Consider the following 17,465-nt stretch of genomic DNA (forward strand, 5'->3'; position numbering starts at 1 on the left):
CTTTTACATGATAAATATCAACGCTCTAATTTATTTAGAATAATTAAAAACAATATATTTGCAAAAAATTTGCTTTCATGAAGAATGTACTGATTGGTGTCTCTGTGTTGGGTTCTATGTTCACTTTTGCACAAGAAAAAGACTCGGCTAATGTAAAAAAGATTGATGAAGTTATTATGAACACTTACATCAAAAAGGACAGTGATTATTCCAACAAAATGTCCCTGAAAGCAATTGAAAATCCGCAGGTCTATTCAAGTATTGACAAAGCAATTTTAGAAAACCAGGTTATTTATACCGTTGATGCGGCATTTAGAAACATTCCGGGCTTACAAACGATGTGGACTGCTAATGGAAGAGCAGGTGATGGAGGAGCTTATGTTAATTTAAGAGGATTTGTATCTTCAAACTCTTTAAGAAATGGTGTTCTCGGATCAATAACAGGAACAATAGATGCCATTAACCTTGAAAAAGTAGAAGTTCTTAAAGGTCCATCCGGGACTTTATTTGGAAGTTTACTGACAAGTTACGGAGGTGTGATTAACAGGGTTACAAAAAAACCTTTTGACACATTTGGAGGTAATATCAGTCTATCTGGTGGAAATTATGACACCTACAGAGCATCAGTAGATATCAATACTCCACTTACGAAAGATAAAAAGTTATTATTCAGATTGAATTCTGCTTATACGAATGAAGGAACTTTCCAGACTGAAGGTTATAGAAGAAACTTAGCGATTGCTCCAAGTCTGAGCTACAACCCTACAGATCGATTGAACATCAATTTCGAAATGGAATTGTTCAATATGAAAAGTATGAGTGACCAGACTTTCTTCTTCTATTCTGGTAAATACTTACAGAAAGTCAACAATATTAAAGATCTTAATCTGGATTATAAAAATTCATATCTAGGAAAAGACCTCAACAATACAGGAAGGAGTATCAACTTTTTCGGACAGGTTAACTATAAAATCTCCAATACGATCAAGTCCTCTACCAATATCAGTACCTCTTCAAGTTATTCTGATGGATTTATGCCCTATCTGTATTTTATGGGAGATGATCCTACAAAAATGTACCGAAGTGATCAATCAACCAGAGACAGTAGAAAGAAAGCAATTAATTTCCAACAAAACTTTAACGGAGATTTCCGTATCGGTAATTTAAGAAACCGCGTTGTTTTAGGTTTTGATTATTTAAGAATTAATAATGATCAGAATTTCTTTGATGTCAACGGTTTTGATAAAGGACCTGATGGAAGTTCAATACCCGTTCCTTTACATCAGCCTGGTTTTGATTTTACAAACTTTAATGGCACTGCACTACAGGCTCAATACGATGCTATGGCAGGAAACGAAACTCCGTATCTGATAAAAAGTATACAAAACAACTATGCTGTTTACCTTTCTAACGTTTTGAATGTTACGGATAACCTAAGTGTTTTAATGGCCTTAAGAGTGGACCGTTTTTCAAATAAACCAGGCATAGTAGATCCTAAAACTTTAGAGACTGCTAAGGCCTTTAACCAAACCTTTTTCTCTCCAAAACTTGGAATTGTATATGAAGTAATAAAAGATAAAGTTTCCCTTTTTGGAAACTACCAGAACAGCTTCAAAAACCTTGATTATTACACGAATACAGAAGGCCAAATGACAACAGCCGTGCCAGAGCAGGCTAACCAAATGGAAGGAGGAATAAAGACCAGTTTATTCAACGGAAAAATTTCATCTACACTAAGTTACTATAATATCAAAGTAAAAGATGCTTTAAGAAGCACTCCAAATCCAAAATACAACAACGCACAAACACAAGATGGTACCATTGTAAGTAAAGGAGTTGAACTTGAGATCAATGCTTATTTAGTAAAAGGTTTTACAGCAATTGCCGGCTTCACCTATAACGACTCATCATATACAAAGGCTGACAAATCTGTTTTAAACAGAAGACCCAATACTTCCGGATCTCCTTATCTAGTTAATTTATATGCAAGCTACCAATTTTTGGATGGCAATCTTAAAGGTTTAGGATTTGGTGTTGGTGGAAATTATGCAAGCAGCAATAAGATCGTAAATATGCTAGATCCTGACACAGGAACCAACAACGTATTTACGTTACCCTCTTACATCGTATTAAATGCCAATGCCTTTTACGATGCTAAAAAGTTCAGAATAGGAATAAAAGTAGACAACTTCACGAACCAACATTATTGGATCGGGTATACTACAGCTAACCCACAAAGACTGATCAACGCTTTAGGAAGCGTGACTTACAAGTTCTAATTAAATATTAACACACACTTAAGGATTCTATATACAATGAAAAAAGTAATTATTGGAGCAGCTTTATTATCTACAGTGATCGTATTTGCTCAGGAAAAAGACTCTACAAAATCTAAAGATATCGAAGAAGTCGTTGTTAGTGGAAAATATTATCAAAAATATAAATTAAACGAAGTTTCCGGGTCACTAAGGATACAAACACCGATTCTAGAACTACCCCAGAATGTTCAATCTATCAGCTCACAAGTGCTTGCCGATCAGATTACATTGAATATGTCCGAAGGAATTGTAAGGAATGTAAGTGGAGCAAGAAAAGTAGAACATTGGGATAACGTATATTCGAATGTGTTTATGAGAGGAGCGAGTATCGCTACTTACATGAATGGAATGAACGTTTCGTCAACCTGGGGTCCAATCAATCCTGATGCTTCAATAATTGACAGAATAGAGTTTGTAAAAGGACCTGCTGGGTTTATGGGATCAATGGGAGATCCTGCCGGGTTTTATAATGTGGTTACTAAAAAGCCAACAGGTAAGTTTGCAAATAATGTAAGATTTACAACAGGAAGCTATAATCTTTTTAGAGGTGAAGCAGATTTAGATGGAGTACTTGTTAAAAATGGTGTTTTAGATTATCGCTTGAATTTAATGGGTAGTACAAATGGATCATGGACAGAGAATGACAAAACAAAAAAAATAATTGTTGCCCCATCCATTACTTTCAGACCAACAAAAACAACAACTTTAACTGCCCAATACAATTATCAGTTTCTTAAGTTTTCTCAGCCTGGGGCTTATTTAATGTCCAAGGATGGCTATGCTTCATTAGGAGTCCATACTAACTTTAATGACAAAAATTTTAAAGAAACCGAAGTAAAAGATCAGAGCTTATTTTTAAGTCTAGACCAAAAATTGTTCAAAGACTGGGTTTGGAGTACCCAATATGCTTATATGGATATGAATTATGATGGCGGTTCTTGGTGGGGTACTTTTGATCCCCAGAACAGCAGTCTATTCAATAGAACTGTAAGCAATTGGCAAGCAGTTGGAAAAAACCACATATTTCAAACTTACTTAAGAGGTAGCTTGAAAACTGGAAATGCTACTCATAAAATTATTGCAGGGTTTGATTATGGAGATAGAAAATATAACGCAGATTTCTCTGGATATTCAAAAGTTGTAAATGGAGAAGAGACTGCAATTTATCCTATTAATATTCATAACCCACAGTATGGAGTAAACCCATCACTACTTCCTCCATCAGATTTTTACAGCTTAAACACAGCTGCACCTTTCTATAATGATCAAGGAGTAAAATACACCTCCTATTACGCTCAAGATCAAATAGAAATGTTCAACAATAAATTACGTGTTACAGTTGCTGGAAGATATACTAGTGGAAGAACATTTGCAGGATATCCTAACTTAGGTCCAATAGAACCAGATAAAGCAGGTGAATTTACTCCAAGAGTTGGTGTAAGCTATTCAATCAAAGAAGACTTTTCAGTTTATGGTGTTTATGACAAAACTTTCGTTCCTCAATCTGCAAGACAATATTCTGCAACTGATCCTAAAGGAGATCCCCTTACTACACCTTTCAGAGGACAAAATCTAGAAGTCGGTTTAAAAAAAGACTGGTTTGGAGGTAAATGGAATTCAACTTTTGCATTATATGAAATAAGAAGACAAAATATTTTCACTTCTGATGCAGCACATCCTAATACTGGATTTTCTGTTGCAACAGGTGAGCAAAGAGCAAGAGGATTTGAGGCCGATATTAAAGGACAAATTGTTAAAGGATTAAATGTTGTTATCAATTATGCTTATACAGACGCAAAAACTGTTAAAGATAATGTTCTTACAAGAATCGGTCAGCAATCTCCCGGGAATGCAAAGAATGTACAAAACACCTGGCTAAGTTATAGATTTGAAAATGGTAATTTAAAAGGATTTGGTCTTTCTGCGGGATATCAATATCAAGGAGGAAGACAATCTTGGTTTGGAACAAGTGCAGCACTTGATCAAAGCTTAGAAGATTACTTTGACACAAATTTCGGCATTTCCTATGCAGCCAAAAAATTCGATGTGAATTTGTTGTTGAACAATGCATTAAATAGAAAATTATATAGTGGCTATAGATCAGATGACGGTTCGTATGCCTGGATATACAATGCGCCTAGAAACTGGAGATTATCAATAGGATACAAATTTTAAATACATAAAAATTAGCTGAGAATTCTCAGCTAATTTTTTACTATGCATAAGAAACATCACCATAAAAAGAAAAGACCAGCCACAAAAAAATGGTCAGCCAAGCTACACTTGTGGTTTGGATTGTCTGTTGGTATGATTGTATTTATCGTTTCATTATCAGGAACGTTATATGTTTTTAAAGATGAGATTCAAAATGTTCTTCGGAAAGATGCTATTGAGCTCAAAAAAGAAACTATTACATCACAACCTTTATCTGTTGAACTTCTTCGTGAAAAAATAACCTTAGAACTTAATGAAAAATATCCTCTGAGTTCGATTGAAATCCCTTTGGATAAAAGTAAATCTTACGGTTTTTTATATTATAAAAAAAACAAAAAGGGCTGGAATTATTTTCAGGAAGTTCTTATCAACAAACAGGTTTATGCCAATCAATATACAGGGGAAATTTTAGCGATCTATGATGAGAAATATGATTTCTTTACGATTTTAAAATACATTCACTGGGGCCTTCTTCTAAAGGCCGACTGGGGAGCTTATGTAGTTGGAATACCTGTCGTTATTTTTATTATTATGTTGATCACAGGAATTATCCTATGGTGGCCACAAAATAAAAAAGCCAGAAAAGGACGTTTTTGGTTCAACTGGAAAGATGTAAAAACATGGAAACGGAAAAACTATGATCTCCATAATGTCCTGGGCTTTTACGCATCATTTATAGCTCTGTTATTAAGTGTTACAGGAATCTATTTCACTTATCCATACGTTAAAAATGTCTTTAATTTCACATTATCTGGTTCATTTGAGTTGCCAAAAGAAAAAGAGCTTAAATCTCCTGATTCTCTATTGGGAAAAAACATTTCGGTTTTTGATCTGGCTGCTCATGAAACAAGGAAATTATACCCCACATCTTCGAGCTTCAGATTTCCATTGAATGGAAAAAACAAAAAAGGAAAAGACTTGAAAAACATTCCTGTTACTGTCTATCAGAAAGACGGAAGGTTTAGTGAAAGGAACATATTGATCTTCGATAAATACTCAGGAAAACTATTGGCAAACAAACCTCATCAGAATTTAAGTACTGCTGAAAAATATTCCAATGCAAATTATGATATCCACACAGGATCTTATTTTGGATTGGTTGGTAAAATTATCTGGTTCATTGCCGGTCTAATTTGCACGTCATTACCGGTTACCGGATTCCTGGTATGGTGGGGAAAAAGAAAAAAACAAGGGAAAAAAATATAATGAAAAAAGCTATTTTATCAGTAGCGTGTCTAGGAACTGTAACAGTTTTTGCTCAGGTTAAAGATACATTACAAACTAAGAATGTAGAAGAAGTCGTACTGACTGCCTCAAGAAAGAAAGAAAACATTAAAGAGGTACCAAGTTCTATTACCATCGTTGGCGAAAAACAAGTTCAGTCTCAATTAACGGTCAACTCGGATATTACAAGTATTCTTCAATATACCGTTCCGAGTTTGGGAACAAGTTCGGGACAAACTTCCAACTCAGGGCAAACCCTTAGGGGACGTCAGGTTTTGGTTCTTATCGATGGAATTCCTCAGTCTACACCATTAAGAAATGGAGCAAGAGATTTACGGTCAATTGATCCCTCAGTTATTGAAAGAATTGAGGTCATTAAAGGTGCTTCATCCATTTATGGAAACGGAGCTGATGGTGGTATCATTAACTATATAACCAAAAGAAGCAAATCAGATCAGAAGATTTCAGGTATTTCTCAGCTCGGTATTACAGGTCAGCCGTATGGAGGAACATTAGGATTCAGAGCAAGCCAGCTTTTATCTGGTAAAATCACTGACAAATTCGATTATGTAGCCTCTTTAGCCTACGAAAGAACGGGCTATATGAAAGATGCAGATGGTGTTACTTTAAGCCCAACATACAGCACCGCTAAAATGAACAATTACAATGGCATGTTGAAATTGGGTTATAATCTTAATCAAAATCAAAGAATCGAGGCCTCATACATTGGTTATGCTTCAAAATCTGATCTCAATTTAGGTTTAAAAACAGGGAAATATGGAGTAACACCTACCATTGGTGAAGGCAGAGGTTTAGGCCTGGAAACAACACCACAGGGAACTCCTAGAAACCATAATTATAAATTAAGTTACGACAATAAAAATCTCTTCACCGGAACGGCATTAAATGTAAATTTCTATTATCAGGACTTTAGAACAGTATATGGATACAGTGATACATTCCTGAACGGAGGTCAGTCCAATGTTATTTCACAGAAAAAAGGTGCAAGAATAAATCTGGACACTCAATTATGGAATGCCCCCAATTCTCAGGGAGAAGTCATTTACGGAGTAGATATACTTAATGATAAGACTGTACAAAAGTTAGAAGATGGCCGTTATTGGACACCAGATATGAGTATGACCAATATTGCTCCTTTTGCATTAATTAAAATTGATCTGTTAAAAAAGATAACCATAAAGGGAGGACTTCGTTATGAAAATATAAAAGTAAAAGTTGGAGATTTCAATACCCTTTCATCGATCAAAAGCGATGGAACTTTCACGCAAAGTATTTTCGTAACTGGTGGAGATCTAAAATACAATGCTTTAGTAGGAAATATTGGAATCCGTTATAATATTGAAAACTATCTTAATTTATTTGGCAGCTTTTCTCAGGCCTACTCCATCAATGAGTTGGGAAGAATTTTAAGAACTTCTACACAGGGAACCATACAAAACCTTGAAACAAAACCTATTATCGTAAACAACTACGAATTTGGAGCAACCGGTCAGATCTCAAAATGGATCAATTATGAAATTACTTCATATGTGAGTACTTCAAAACTGGGAGCATCATTTGTTCAGAGCCCGGATAGAGCCCTAACAATTCAAAGATCTCCTGAAGTAGTATATGGCGTAGAAGGATTTTTACATTTTACACCTACAAAATGGATCAATTTCGGAGGTAGCTACAGTTGGATGGAAGGAATTACTTCCATAAAAAATGATGGAGATTATTCGGCAAAAATCAATAACAGCAGAATTTCAGCACCAAAGGTTTTAGCTTATGTTCAGGTAAGACCAACACAATCTCTTTCAATAGGCCTTGATATGTTGCATTCTTTTCAGCAGGATCGATTTGAGCCCAATTCAAAAACAGGATTGTATGCTTATGGAGAAGGAAAAGTTGCGGAATACACCGTATTCAACCTAAGATCCAGCTACGAAGTTAACAATAACTGGAAGGTTTCTTTAGGTGTTGAAAACCTTTTTAACAAGATGTATCAGCCTGCCATTGCATGGTGGTCAGCACGAGACAGTGAATTTATCAACTCACTAGGAATGAGAGGAACGTTCATGATTGAATATAAATTTTAATTAAACTAAATAAAAAGATAAACATATCTTTGTCAGACTTTCTATTACGATATGAAGAAAAAACATCACCATAAAAAGCCGGGATTCTTTAAAAAATGGTCAGCTAAACTGCATTTGTGGTTTGGTTTAGGTATTGGATTCTTAATTTTCATTATTTCTATTACCGGAGCATTATATGTTTTTAAAGATGAAATTGAAAACGTTACGAGAAAAGATGTTATTTACCATAACGAGCAAAATATTGATCAAAAACAAATTCTTCCTATCCGAGTTCTTGAAAGATCCGTCACACAGCAGGTAAAGGAAAAATATCCTGTTCATTGGGTGAATATTCCAATCGATAAAAAAATGTCATATGTTTTCTATTGGTACGAACACGATCCAAAAGCCTGGAATTATTTTGATGAATTTCCCGTTTATAAAGCGGCATATGTAAATCCTTACAATGGAAAAGTTTTGAGGACCTACGATGAAAAAAATGGGTTCTTTCAAATTGTAAAAATGATCCATTGGAGCTTTTTATTGAAGCAAGACTGGGGAACTTATGTGGTTGGAATTCCTGTTATTATATTCGTTATCATGTTGATCACCGGAATTGTGCTGTGGTGGCCTAAAAATAAAGCGGCAAGAAAACAACGTTTTTCTTTCAAATGGAAAAATATTAAAAGCTGGAAAAGAAAGAACTATGACCTCCACAACGTGCTAGGTTTCTATGCCTCCATCTTTGCTCTGGTATTCTCTATTACAGGATTGTTTTATGCATTTTTTGTTGTTCAGGCAGCAATGTATGTGATCTTCTCAGGTGGAAATACTGTTTATCCGGATTTCTCTAATATCAAGACCAAGGCTCCTATAGAATTAAGAACAGAAGGCACTTTAGATAAAATTAGCAATACGGTTAAGCAAAAGTATCCTGATTCCTTTGGTTTTGCAATCGATCTTGGACATGAACATATGGACGACCATGAGCATCCTAATTTTGAAGTTTATGTAAAACACCTTTCGTATTCTTACCATAAAAGCAGCAGTTTGATTTTTGATGAAAATTCTGGTGAACTCCTTCACACTCACGATCCTAAAGACAAAAATTTTGGAGAAAAGACAGTGGGCGCGAATTATGATATTCACGTTGGATCTATTTTAGGGCTTCCTACGAAGATCATTGCCTTTATTGTAAGCCTCATATGTGCCTCATTACCAGTGACTGGATTCTTAGTTTGGTGGGGAAGAAGAAAAAAGAAAACACCAAAAACAGCTTAAAAACTTTTTTTAATAAATTCTTTGTTAATAATCCATTAATACAATCTTTTTTATAATTTTAACCCTTTAGAATTATAAAAATAGAAATGTCATTAATAGATTTATCAAAACATGTTGCCCTAGGAATTGACATAGGGGGAACCACTACAAAATTTGGAGTGGTCAACCACCGAGGTGAGGTTCTTGAAAAAGGAAACCTTAGAACGGACGAGTATGAGAAAGTTGAAGATTTTATCGATGCTTTATATGAGAAAGTTCACCCCTTAGTTGAAAAGTACGGCAATGAAAAGAACTTCGATGGAATTGGAGTTGGCGCTCCCAATGGGAACTATTATACAGGAACCATAGAGCAGGCACCCAACTTACCATGGAAAGGAGTAATTCCTTTTGGTGAATTGATGAAAAACAAATTCAATATGCCGTGTACTGTTACCAATGATGCTAATGCAGCAGCATTTGGTGAAATGCTTTTCGGAGCAGCACGCGGAATGAAGGATTTCATCATGATCACTTTAGGAACAGGAGTAGGAAGCGGAATTGTTGCGAGTGGAAAATTAATCTACGGACATGATGGTTTTGCTGGAGAACTGGGACACACTATTGTAAAACCAGGAGGAAGAAAACATTGGAGTACGGGTTCTGAAGGATGTTTAGAAGCGTATGCTTCTGCAACCGGAATTGCCATTACTGCTAAGAAAATGAGGGCAGAATTCCCTGAATCTATGCTTAGCCAGTACCCAGAGGAAGCTATTAATTCGAAAACAGTTCATGAATGTGCTTTAAAAGGAGATCCAATTGCTATTGAAGTCTTCAGATATACAGGGCAGAAATTAGGGGAAGCATTAGCTAACTTTGTGATGTTCTCTTCTCCGGAAGCTATTCTTTTATTTGGTGGCGTTATCAAAGCAGGAGATTTTATCTTAAAGCCTACAAAACTTCATATGGAAAGAAACCTTCTTCCGATCTTTAGAAATAAAGTAAAACTTGTTTTCAGTGAACTTGATGAAGCAGATGCTGCTATTTTAGGAGCAAGTGCTTTGGTTTGGGAAAAATAACTGAATTCTATTTAAATATATTAAAGCATCCAAAAGGATGCTTTTTTTTGCCCACGGATTTACACGGAATTACACGGATGTTTTAGTGCTCGCAGATTTTGGTGATGCTGCAGATGTTTGTGTTTATTATTTGTGTTCATTCGTGAAAAACATTTGTGTTATTTGTTTTTAAACTCAAAAAGTATGTTTCGAGAGAGTCTCAGCCTACAGATATAATAACTACTGAAGGTCAAACGTCATTATTTCTATTCGTAAAATATTCTATTTTTTCGTCGATAAAAGGAGAAAAATTCAGGTATAAAATGAAAAAGTTTTTCCTATTTTTGATTAGTTTTTCACTCATTTCCTTCAACGGATAAGAGAAGAAAAACAACGAACAAAATAATTAATCTAAAATGGATAAAAATAATTTAGAACAGATCACTTTTGGAGGCGGATGCTTCTGGTGTGTGGAAAGCTGTTTCAATATGCTGAAGGGTGTTGAATCTGCTGTTTCAGGATATTCCGGAGGACACAAAGACAATCCAACTTATGAAGAAGTATGTACCGGAGAAACGGGTCATGCAGAAGTCGTACAGATCACTTATGATCCAAGCTTAATTTCCTATGAGCAATTAATGGATGTTTTCTTCTTCCTTCATGATCCAACTCAGTTAAACAGGCAGGGAAATGATATCGGAACACAATACCGGTCAGTTATTTATTATAAGGATGATGGTGAAAAAGCAAAGGCGGAAGAAGCGATCAAGGCATCTCAGGAATCAGAAAGATGGTCTGGAGAATATGTAACAGAATTAACGAAATTCGACACATTTTGGCCGGCAGAACAATATCATCAGGGATATTACAATGAAAACCCTACCCAACCTTATTGCAGTGCTGTGGTGGGCCCTAAAATTCAGAAATTCAAAAAACATTTTGGAGAATTGAAGATGTTGACTGTCGATTCAGAATAAAAAATAAAGCGAAGATCTCTCTTCGCTTTTTTGCTTAAAAATAATCTGATATGAAGAAACTTAATATCCTTGATTTTGTGTGAAGTCTGCCGAAGCATCAAGCGTTGCCTGAGGAATCGGGAAAATTCTTCTGTAAGGTTGTGAAGCGGGTTTTGCAGTTCCCGGCAAATCAAACTTACCGAATCTGATCATCGCCTTTCTTCTGTACATTTCCCAATACAATTCAAATCCAGATTCTCTTAATAATGTATCCGCATCCAAAGAAGCAATCTTAACACCAGGTGTATTTCCTTTTAAAGCGTCATTCGTTCTGCTTGTTCTCAGTATATTAACATCAGCCAAAGCAGCACTAACATTTGATTTTCTGAAATATGCCTCCGCTCTCATCATATAGATCGTACCTAATCTGTACAACGGCACATCCATTCCACTTGTTCCGTTGTTTCCGTAACCAGGATCAAATTCAAACTTGAAAACCCTTACCCCCCTGTTGATCTGAGCCTGAGTAAATACCGATTCTGAAGGGCTGTCAAAGTTCAATTCCGGAGTGAAATCTGCTGCTAATGTTGTGTTTTTTTCAGTAAATAATTTAAATACTTTAATTCTTCCATCAGCAGTCATATCGAAATTTCCATTCGCAAGAATTTTCGGACCATATTGTTGGCCAACCTGCAACCCCCTGTTGAAATGGAACCAAGGTTTTCCTGTTCCTTCCACTTTACTTGTTGATGGTACGCTTACGTCTGTTCCGTCGTTTCTGAACCATGTTCCGTCTTCATACTGATAGGTTCTCTGGAAACGAGGGTCATCATGATTTCCATTCCATGAATAATAAAATTCCGGAGTGACACAATTTGCGTTTGTTCCTCTATTATCAGGTGAAGGTTTCTGAATTCTCTCCATTGACATGTAAGCTAAGTCATTGTCTGAACCTTTATCTGAATTCGCAATTTTCTTCTGAACGATCGTAAAGATCATTTCCTTACTCGTATTATTATTGATATCAAAATTGTGGAAATAATTAGACTCTAAACTGAAGTTCGGATTATTGATTAGCAAATTAGAATATTCAATCACTTTATCCATATCATTTCCGCCGCCATTTACAGATGGTTCCAAAAAGGTAAAATTACTTGTCGTTCTATTCTTCAAAACAGCTCTGTTGAGATACATATCTGCCAAAAGTGCATAAGCTGCCTGTTTTGTAAATCTTCCTGCATGTGTATTTTGAGTATTAATATCCGCTAAATTGGGAATAAGGCCCTCCACTTCAGTAATTAAAGCATCAATGGTCGTTTCTGCCTTTCTGATCTGAATTGGAGCATTGATATTATCCGGATCCCTGTATGGTGCCTGCCCAAACAAATCAATCGTTGTATAGGTGTAATACGCCAATAAACCTTTTGCTTCTGCTAAAAATAATGCTTTATTCGCTCCGGTACTTTTGCTGGCACTTGATATGGCCGTTAAAGACTTTGTAATTCCGAAATTCAATTGATTCCAGGTTGTTTTTACAACATCACTATTGGCATCCCACGTGAATTCGTGCATCGCTCTCCATTTTCCACCATCGCCCCAGTCACTTCCTCTTGTTGGTAACAGTGCTTCGTCAGTAGAATATTCCTGCAAAGCAAAAACACTTCCATGGTCTACAAAAGTTCCTTCCCCAAGCTGGCTATAAGCAGCAGCCAAAGCAGCTTCAGAATCTGCAACTTCAGATCCCAAAACCTCATCAATCACTTGTTCATCCAGATTTGTACATCCAACTAAAGCCAGTACACCAATGGATAAAACAATTTTATTAATATTTAAAAATTTAGATTTCATGATTTCTTTTAACTTAAATTAAAATTTAACAGTTGCTCCCAAAATGAACGTTTTCGCAGACGGATACGTTGTATAGTCAATTCCCAAAGACTGGTTTCCTCCCACCTGTTTGTTTGTATCAACAAGTGGATCATAACCTGTATAGCTGGTAATTGTAAATAAATTCTGCGCGCTTATATAAAGATTGATACTTCTCAGGAATTTTAATTGATTTATATCAAAAGTATATCCTAATCTTACATTGTTCAGACGAAGAAAGTCTGACTTCTCAAGATATAAAGAAGATAATTGCGGCTGGTTCGTGAAGTTAGCTCCCGAATCGTAGAAGTTTTTCAGAACGTTTCTGTCTGAAGCTAAGTTGTTGATATTTAAATCCAACGCCGTATTATTTACCAGATAACCTCCTGTTTGTCCGATGAAAGAGAAAGAAAAATCAAACTTCTTATATTTCATGTAAGAATTGATCCCGAAAGTGAAATTCGGAATAGCTCCTTCGAAAATCTTTCTGTCATTCTGATCAATTCTTCCATCTGCATTAATATCTTCATAGATATATTTTCCGTTGGCATCAACCCCTAAATAATTGTACATATAAAAAGATCCTGCTTCATATCCATTTTTATAGATATTGGCAGTAACTCCAGAAAGTCCTGGACCAGAAACCTCTCCCGAATAAATTGCGGAAACAGGAAGATCTTTTACAACATTATTTACTGTTGCTCCATTGACATCAAAATTCCATGTGAAATTTTCATTTTTAATAATTTCTGAACCTAAAGAGAATTCAAAACCTTTATTAACGATCTGTGCATCAACATTTTTCCATACTGTACTTGTTGGGCTTAATGGTCTTGAAGGAATATTTAAGATAGGATCTTTTGTTGTTTTGTTGTAATATTCCAATGATCCATATAATTTATTTTTCAATAAACTGAAATCTGCACCAATATTGGTTTGCTCTACGACCTCCCATTTCAGATCAGGATTTACAGTTCTGTTTATCGAAACGCCGTTGATCAAATCTAAATTTGGATATAAATAATACCCTGCAGCCTGTGTCAACGAAGAGCTCGCCTGTGTAATTTTGTTCGGAACTTCTTGGTTACCGGTTTGTCCCCAACTTCCTCTTAATTTTAATTCGTTAATGAATTGAGAATCTTTTAAGAAATTTTCATTAGACATCGTCCAACCCACAGCTACGGAAGGGAAATATCCGTATTTGTTGTTCTTTCCGAAACGTGTAGAACCATCGGCTCTTAATGAAGCAGTCAGTAAATATTTTTTATCAAAATTGTAATTTACTCTGCCGAAATACGACTGTAATTCATTCTCCTGAGCATAGCCCGCTCCCGGAACGAATGCTGTTCCCGAATATCCCGGATTAATTTCCGGAGCAATTCCAGCTCCCTGAGCTGCAATATCTTTTACTCCAAAATAAGTGCCTGTAGATTTGAATTTTTGATAAGAAAAACCACCTAACACACTAAAATTATTCTTGTTTAAACTAAAATCATAGGTTAAATAATGTTCCAAAAGCACATTATAAGAGTCAAGATTGGCCTGAACATACATTCCTTTTGGTGTTCTGTCGGTAACGTTCGGATACATGGTTGTATTTCTTTCCGACATTGTCTTATCAATCCCTAAATTGAATTTATAATTTAATCCCGGTAAAATTCTCAATGTAGCTTCCGTATTCCCCAACACTCTGAATGTATTGGTTTTATCATTATAAACACTCAATAAATACAAAGGATTATAGTGGGCGTTCATATTGAAGTTGGTGTAATTTCCGTTTTCATCATACACAGAGCGTGTGGGATTTGCCATCAAAGCATGGATAATCACCTGACCATCAGATCCTGCATTTCCACCGTTCGGAATTCCCGTTTCCCTGATGTCACTCGCCGTAAGATTTACTTTAACCTTTAATCTTTTATTATCAAAAAAAGATTCTTCTGCATTCAAACGGGCTGTCGTTCTTTTGAAACTACTATTCAGCACAATACCATCTTGGTCCATGTGAGAAATGGATGCAAAATAGTTCCCTGTTTCCGTAGCTTTTGAGAATGAAACCGAGTGATTTGATGAAACTGCATTTCTGTAAATTTCATCCTGCCAGTCTGTATTTCCACCATGGTCATACAATTTATTGATTCCCGCGCCTCTATATTGATCCGCTGTTAACAGGTCCAATTTCTTTATAACAGAAGAAAAACCTAAATACGTATCATACGTAAACATGGGCTCACCCTTTTTTCCTCTTTTTGTGGTTACCAAAACAACACCATTTGAACCTCTCGCCCCGTAAATAGCCGCAGCAGAAGCATCTTTCAAAACAGTAATTGATTCAATATCACTGGTATTTAAAAAGTTCAACGGATTTTTTGCCCCAGCATTTCCTAAACCAACGTTCGGACTTGCTGCGCTTACCGCATCATTACTTAAAGGAACACCATCTACAACGAATAAAGGTGTACTTCCACTTCTGATGGATCCAATACCCCTGATAGAAACATTAACACCAGCTCCAGGTTCCCCACTCGATTGAACAATACGAACACCGGCAATTTTCCCCTGCATCAAGTTATCAACAGAAATATTCATTCCTTCTTTGAAATTTTCAGCTTTCAACTGGCTTACAGCACCCGTTAAATCTGATTTTTTCTGAGAACCATAACCTACTAAAGTAACTTCTTCAATAGAAGTAGCTCCCTTCTTAGATTTTAAATTAACCGAAATAGTAGTGCTTGAAATTTTGGTTTTTTGAACTTCATATCCATCATAAGAAATGGATAAGGTCTGCCCAATGGAGGCCGAAATAGTAAAATTTCCCGAAGCATCAGATGTAGCAGTAGCTCCTGTTTCTATAACAGTAATTTTTGCACCTTCTATTGCTGACCCCTCCTGATCCAGAACGATTCCGGATATTGTCTCATTCACCTGCGAGTAAACAGGGCTAATTCTAGTAAATCCTTCTGCATGAGCCTGATTGGCAACCAGAAAGATTAATGCTATTGGAATTAGCTTTTTAAATTTAAAAAAATTAATTTTGTGGTACATATCATTAAGTAATTGTAATAAACATTGCTTATTAAAAAGCCGCTGTTGTTCCCGCAACAGTGGTTTTTTATCTACTCTTTACACAGCTTATTTTCGGCATACAAAGTAAATTGATTTCCTCAGAAACTATTTTAACATAATATTATCTTAAGATCAACAAAATATAAATATCTCAAAATGAGAAAATAATATTCATCTAGTTATCAGTAAATTACAAACACTGAATTTTGACTTATTTACACAATCTTAAAACATTATTAATATAATATGTAACCCACAACAAATAACGACTCGTTAATTTCGCCATAACAAAATTGATTCAAAAATGATAAAGATTTCTACTGTACTTCTTTGCTTATCTCCACTGCATTTAATATGGTCACAAACTAAGGATTTAAATCACCTAAAGATTAATGAAATCCAGGTTATCGGTTCACATAACAGCTATAAAAAAGCAATTCTTCCTGAGGTTTATTCCTACCTGGCTAAGAAAGATTCTTTACATGCCTTACCCAGAATTCAATATGAACATATCGCAATACCGAAGCAATTGGATTTAGGATTACGTAATCTTGAAATCGATGTGTACGCTGACAGCAAGGGCGGAAAGTATGCTCATCCTAAAATTTTAGATCTGGTAAAGACAGTGCAACCTTTCGATCAGGAAGGAAAAATGAAAAAGCCGGGATATAAAATGATCCATATCACAGATATCGATTATCAAACCTGGTATTATACATTAGCGGATTGTTTGAAAGACCTGAAAAAATGGTCTGATGCACATCCAGATCACGACCCTATATTCATCACACTGGAACCTAAAGACGGTAAAGCCAATAGATTTGGAACCGAGCCTGAGCATTATACATCAAAACTCTTTGACGATCTTGACAATGAATTAAAAAATTATTTAGGAAAGAATAAAATCATAACTCCAGATGATATCCGCGGTTCTTACAAAACTTTAAATGAAGCTGTTCTCCATAAGAACTGGCCTAAAGTAAAGGATGCCAAAGGAAAATTTCTTTTTGTGATGGATAACAATGGAGAAAACAGAGATCTATATATAAAAGGCCATCCTTCATTAAAAGAGAGAATGATTTTCACTAATTCGGCTCCTGGAACTCCTGAATCAGCAGTATTATTTATGAACGATCCAAGTCCAAAAATCAACGAACTGGTACAGCAAGGCTATATCATTCGCACGAGAGCAGATGCTGATACAATGGAAGCACGAAGTGAAGATTACTCACGGTTTGAAAAAGCCAAAGAAAGTGGTGCACAAGTGATCTCTACAGATTATTATCAGCCAAGTAAATTGTTCAAATCAAATTATAAGGTCAGTTTTGAAAACAACACCTATGAAAGAAAAAATCCAATAAACGGACAATAACTACACACGTTTTCATTCATATCAAAGGGGAAAGGCAGTCTTATTATAAGGTTGCT

At 35.6% G+C, this 17,465-nt stretch carries 10 protein-coding genes; 8 read left to right on the forward strand and 2 right to left on the reverse strand.

Translation table 11 applies throughout. The features are described 5' to 3' along the window. Window positions 1-77 precede the first annotated feature (77 nt). From NG806_RS15065 to msrA, 7 genes are all read left to right on the forward strand, one after another. Window positions 78-2,279 (forward strand): TonB-dependent siderophore receptor, encoded by a 2,202-nt coding sequence (locus NG806_RS15065; protein WP_261510408.1) that lies wholly within the window; start codon window positions 78-80, stop codon window positions 2,277-2,279. A gap of 36 nt (window positions 2,280-2,315) precedes the next feature. Continuing rightward, on the forward strand, window positions 2,316-4,493 hold the full coding sequence (locus tag NG806_RS15070) for a TonB-dependent siderophore receptor (protein WP_261510410.1): 2,178 nt from the start codon (window positions 2,316-2,318) through the stop codon (window positions 4,491-4,493). Between the two features lie 42 nt (window positions 4,494-4,535). Beyond that, window positions 4,536-5,738, forward strand: coding sequence for a PepSY-associated TM helix domain-containing protein (locus NG806_RS15075; protein ID WP_261510412.1), 1,203 nt, complete (start codon window positions 4,536-4,538; stop codon window positions 5,736-5,738). Next, window positions 5,738-7,855: a TonB-dependent receptor gene (locus tag NG806_RS15080; protein WP_261510414.1), complete on the forward strand. Its 2,118-nt coding sequence runs from the start codon at window positions 5,738-5,740 to the stop codon at window positions 7,853-7,855. Before NG806_RS15075 ends, NG806_RS15080 begins: the two co-directional genes overlap by 1 nt. A gap of 51 nt (window positions 7,856-7,906) precedes the next feature. Further along, window positions 7,907-9,115 carry a PepSY-associated TM helix domain-containing protein gene (locus NG806_RS15085; protein WP_214829556.1) on the forward strand — a complete coding sequence of 403 codons (1,209 nt, stop codon included), beginning with the start codon at window positions 7,907-7,909 and terminating at the stop codon, window positions 9,113-9,115. An 86-nt stretch (window positions 9,116-9,201) separates the two neighbouring features. Continuing rightward, window positions 9,202-10,170 (forward strand): ROK family protein, encoded by a 969-nt coding sequence (locus NG806_RS15090; RefSeq protein WP_214829558.1) that lies wholly within the window; start codon window positions 9,202-9,204, stop codon window positions 10,168-10,170. Window positions 10,171-10,565: 395 nt separating this feature from the next. Further along, a complete protein-coding gene (gene msrA, locus NG806_RS15095) occupies window positions 10,566-11,126 on the forward strand; it encodes a peptide-methionine (S)-S-oxide reductase MsrA (RefSeq protein ID WP_261510416.1) in 561 nt (186 codons plus the stop codon). Between the two features lie 60 nt (window positions 11,127-11,186). On the opposite strand, the gene NG806_RS15100 is transcribed toward msrA, so the two are convergent. Continuing rightward, window positions 11,187-12,953, reverse strand: a complete 1,767-nt coding sequence (locus NG806_RS15100) for a RagB/SusD family nutrient uptake outer membrane protein (protein ID WP_261510418.1) — start codon at window positions 12,951-12,953, stop codon at window positions 11,187-11,189. 18 nt (window positions 12,954-12,971) lie between these two features. Beyond that, the gene (locus tag NG806_RS15105) at window positions 12,972-16,016 is read right to left on the reverse strand and encodes a SusC/RagA family TonB-linked outer membrane protein (protein WP_214829571.1); all 3,045 of its coding nucleotides are present in this window, start codon (window positions 16,014-16,016) and stop codon (window positions 12,972-12,974) included. 325 nt (window positions 16,017-16,341) lie between these two features. On the opposite strand from NG806_RS15105, the gene NG806_RS15110 reads away from it, so the two are divergent. Beyond that, window positions 16,342-17,409 (forward strand): phosphatidylinositol-specific phospholipase C1-like protein, encoded by a 1,068-nt coding sequence (locus NG806_RS15110; protein WP_214829573.1) that lies wholly within the window; start codon window positions 16,342-16,344, stop codon window positions 17,407-17,409. Window positions 17,410-17,465 lie beyond the last annotated feature (56 nt).

Source organism: Chryseobacterium paludis (genome assembly GCF_025403485.1).
Lineage (GTDB): Bacteria > Bacteroidota > Bacteroidia > Flavobacteriales > Weeksellaceae > Chryseobacterium > Chryseobacterium paludis.

Bases quoted from the DNA above. Each gene is read 5' to 3' on its own strand.
- NG806_RS15065 (WP_261510408.1), top strand. From the start codon at position 78: ATGAAGAATGTACTGATTGGTGTCTCTGTGTTGGGTTCTATGTTCACT.
- NG806_RS15070 (WP_261510410.1), top strand. From the start codon at position 2,316: ATGAAAAAAGTAATTATTGGAGCAGCTTTATTATCTACAGTGATCGTA.
- NG806_RS15075 (WP_261510412.1), top strand. From the start codon at position 4,536: ATGCATAAGAAACATCACCATAAAAAGAAAAGACCAGCCACAAAAAAA.
- NG806_RS15080 (WP_261510414.1), top strand. From the start codon at position 5,738: ATGAAAAAAGCTATTTTATCAGTAGCGTGTCTAGGAACTGTAACAGTT.
- NG806_RS15085 (WP_214829556.1), top strand. From the start codon at position 7,907: ATGAAGAAAAAACATCACCATAAAAAGCCGGGATTCTTTAAAAAATGG.
- NG806_RS15090 (WP_214829558.1), top strand. From the start codon at position 9,202: ATGTCATTAATAGATTTATCAAAACATGTTGCCCTAGGAATTGACATA.
- msrA (WP_261510416.1), top strand. From the start codon at position 10,566: ATGGATAAAAATAATTTAGAACAGATCACTTTTGGAGGCGGATGCTTC.
- NG806_RS15100 (WP_261510418.1), bottom strand. From the start codon at position 12,953: ATGAAATCTAAATTTTTAAATATTAATAAAATTGTTTTATCCATTGGT.
- NG806_RS15105 (WP_214829571.1), bottom strand. From the start codon at position 16,016: ATGTACCACAAAATTAATTTTTTTAAATTTAAAAAGCTAATTCCAATA.
- NG806_RS15110 (WP_214829573.1), top strand. From the start codon at position 16,342: ATGATAAAGATTTCTACTGTACTTCTTTGCTTATCTCCACTGCATTTA.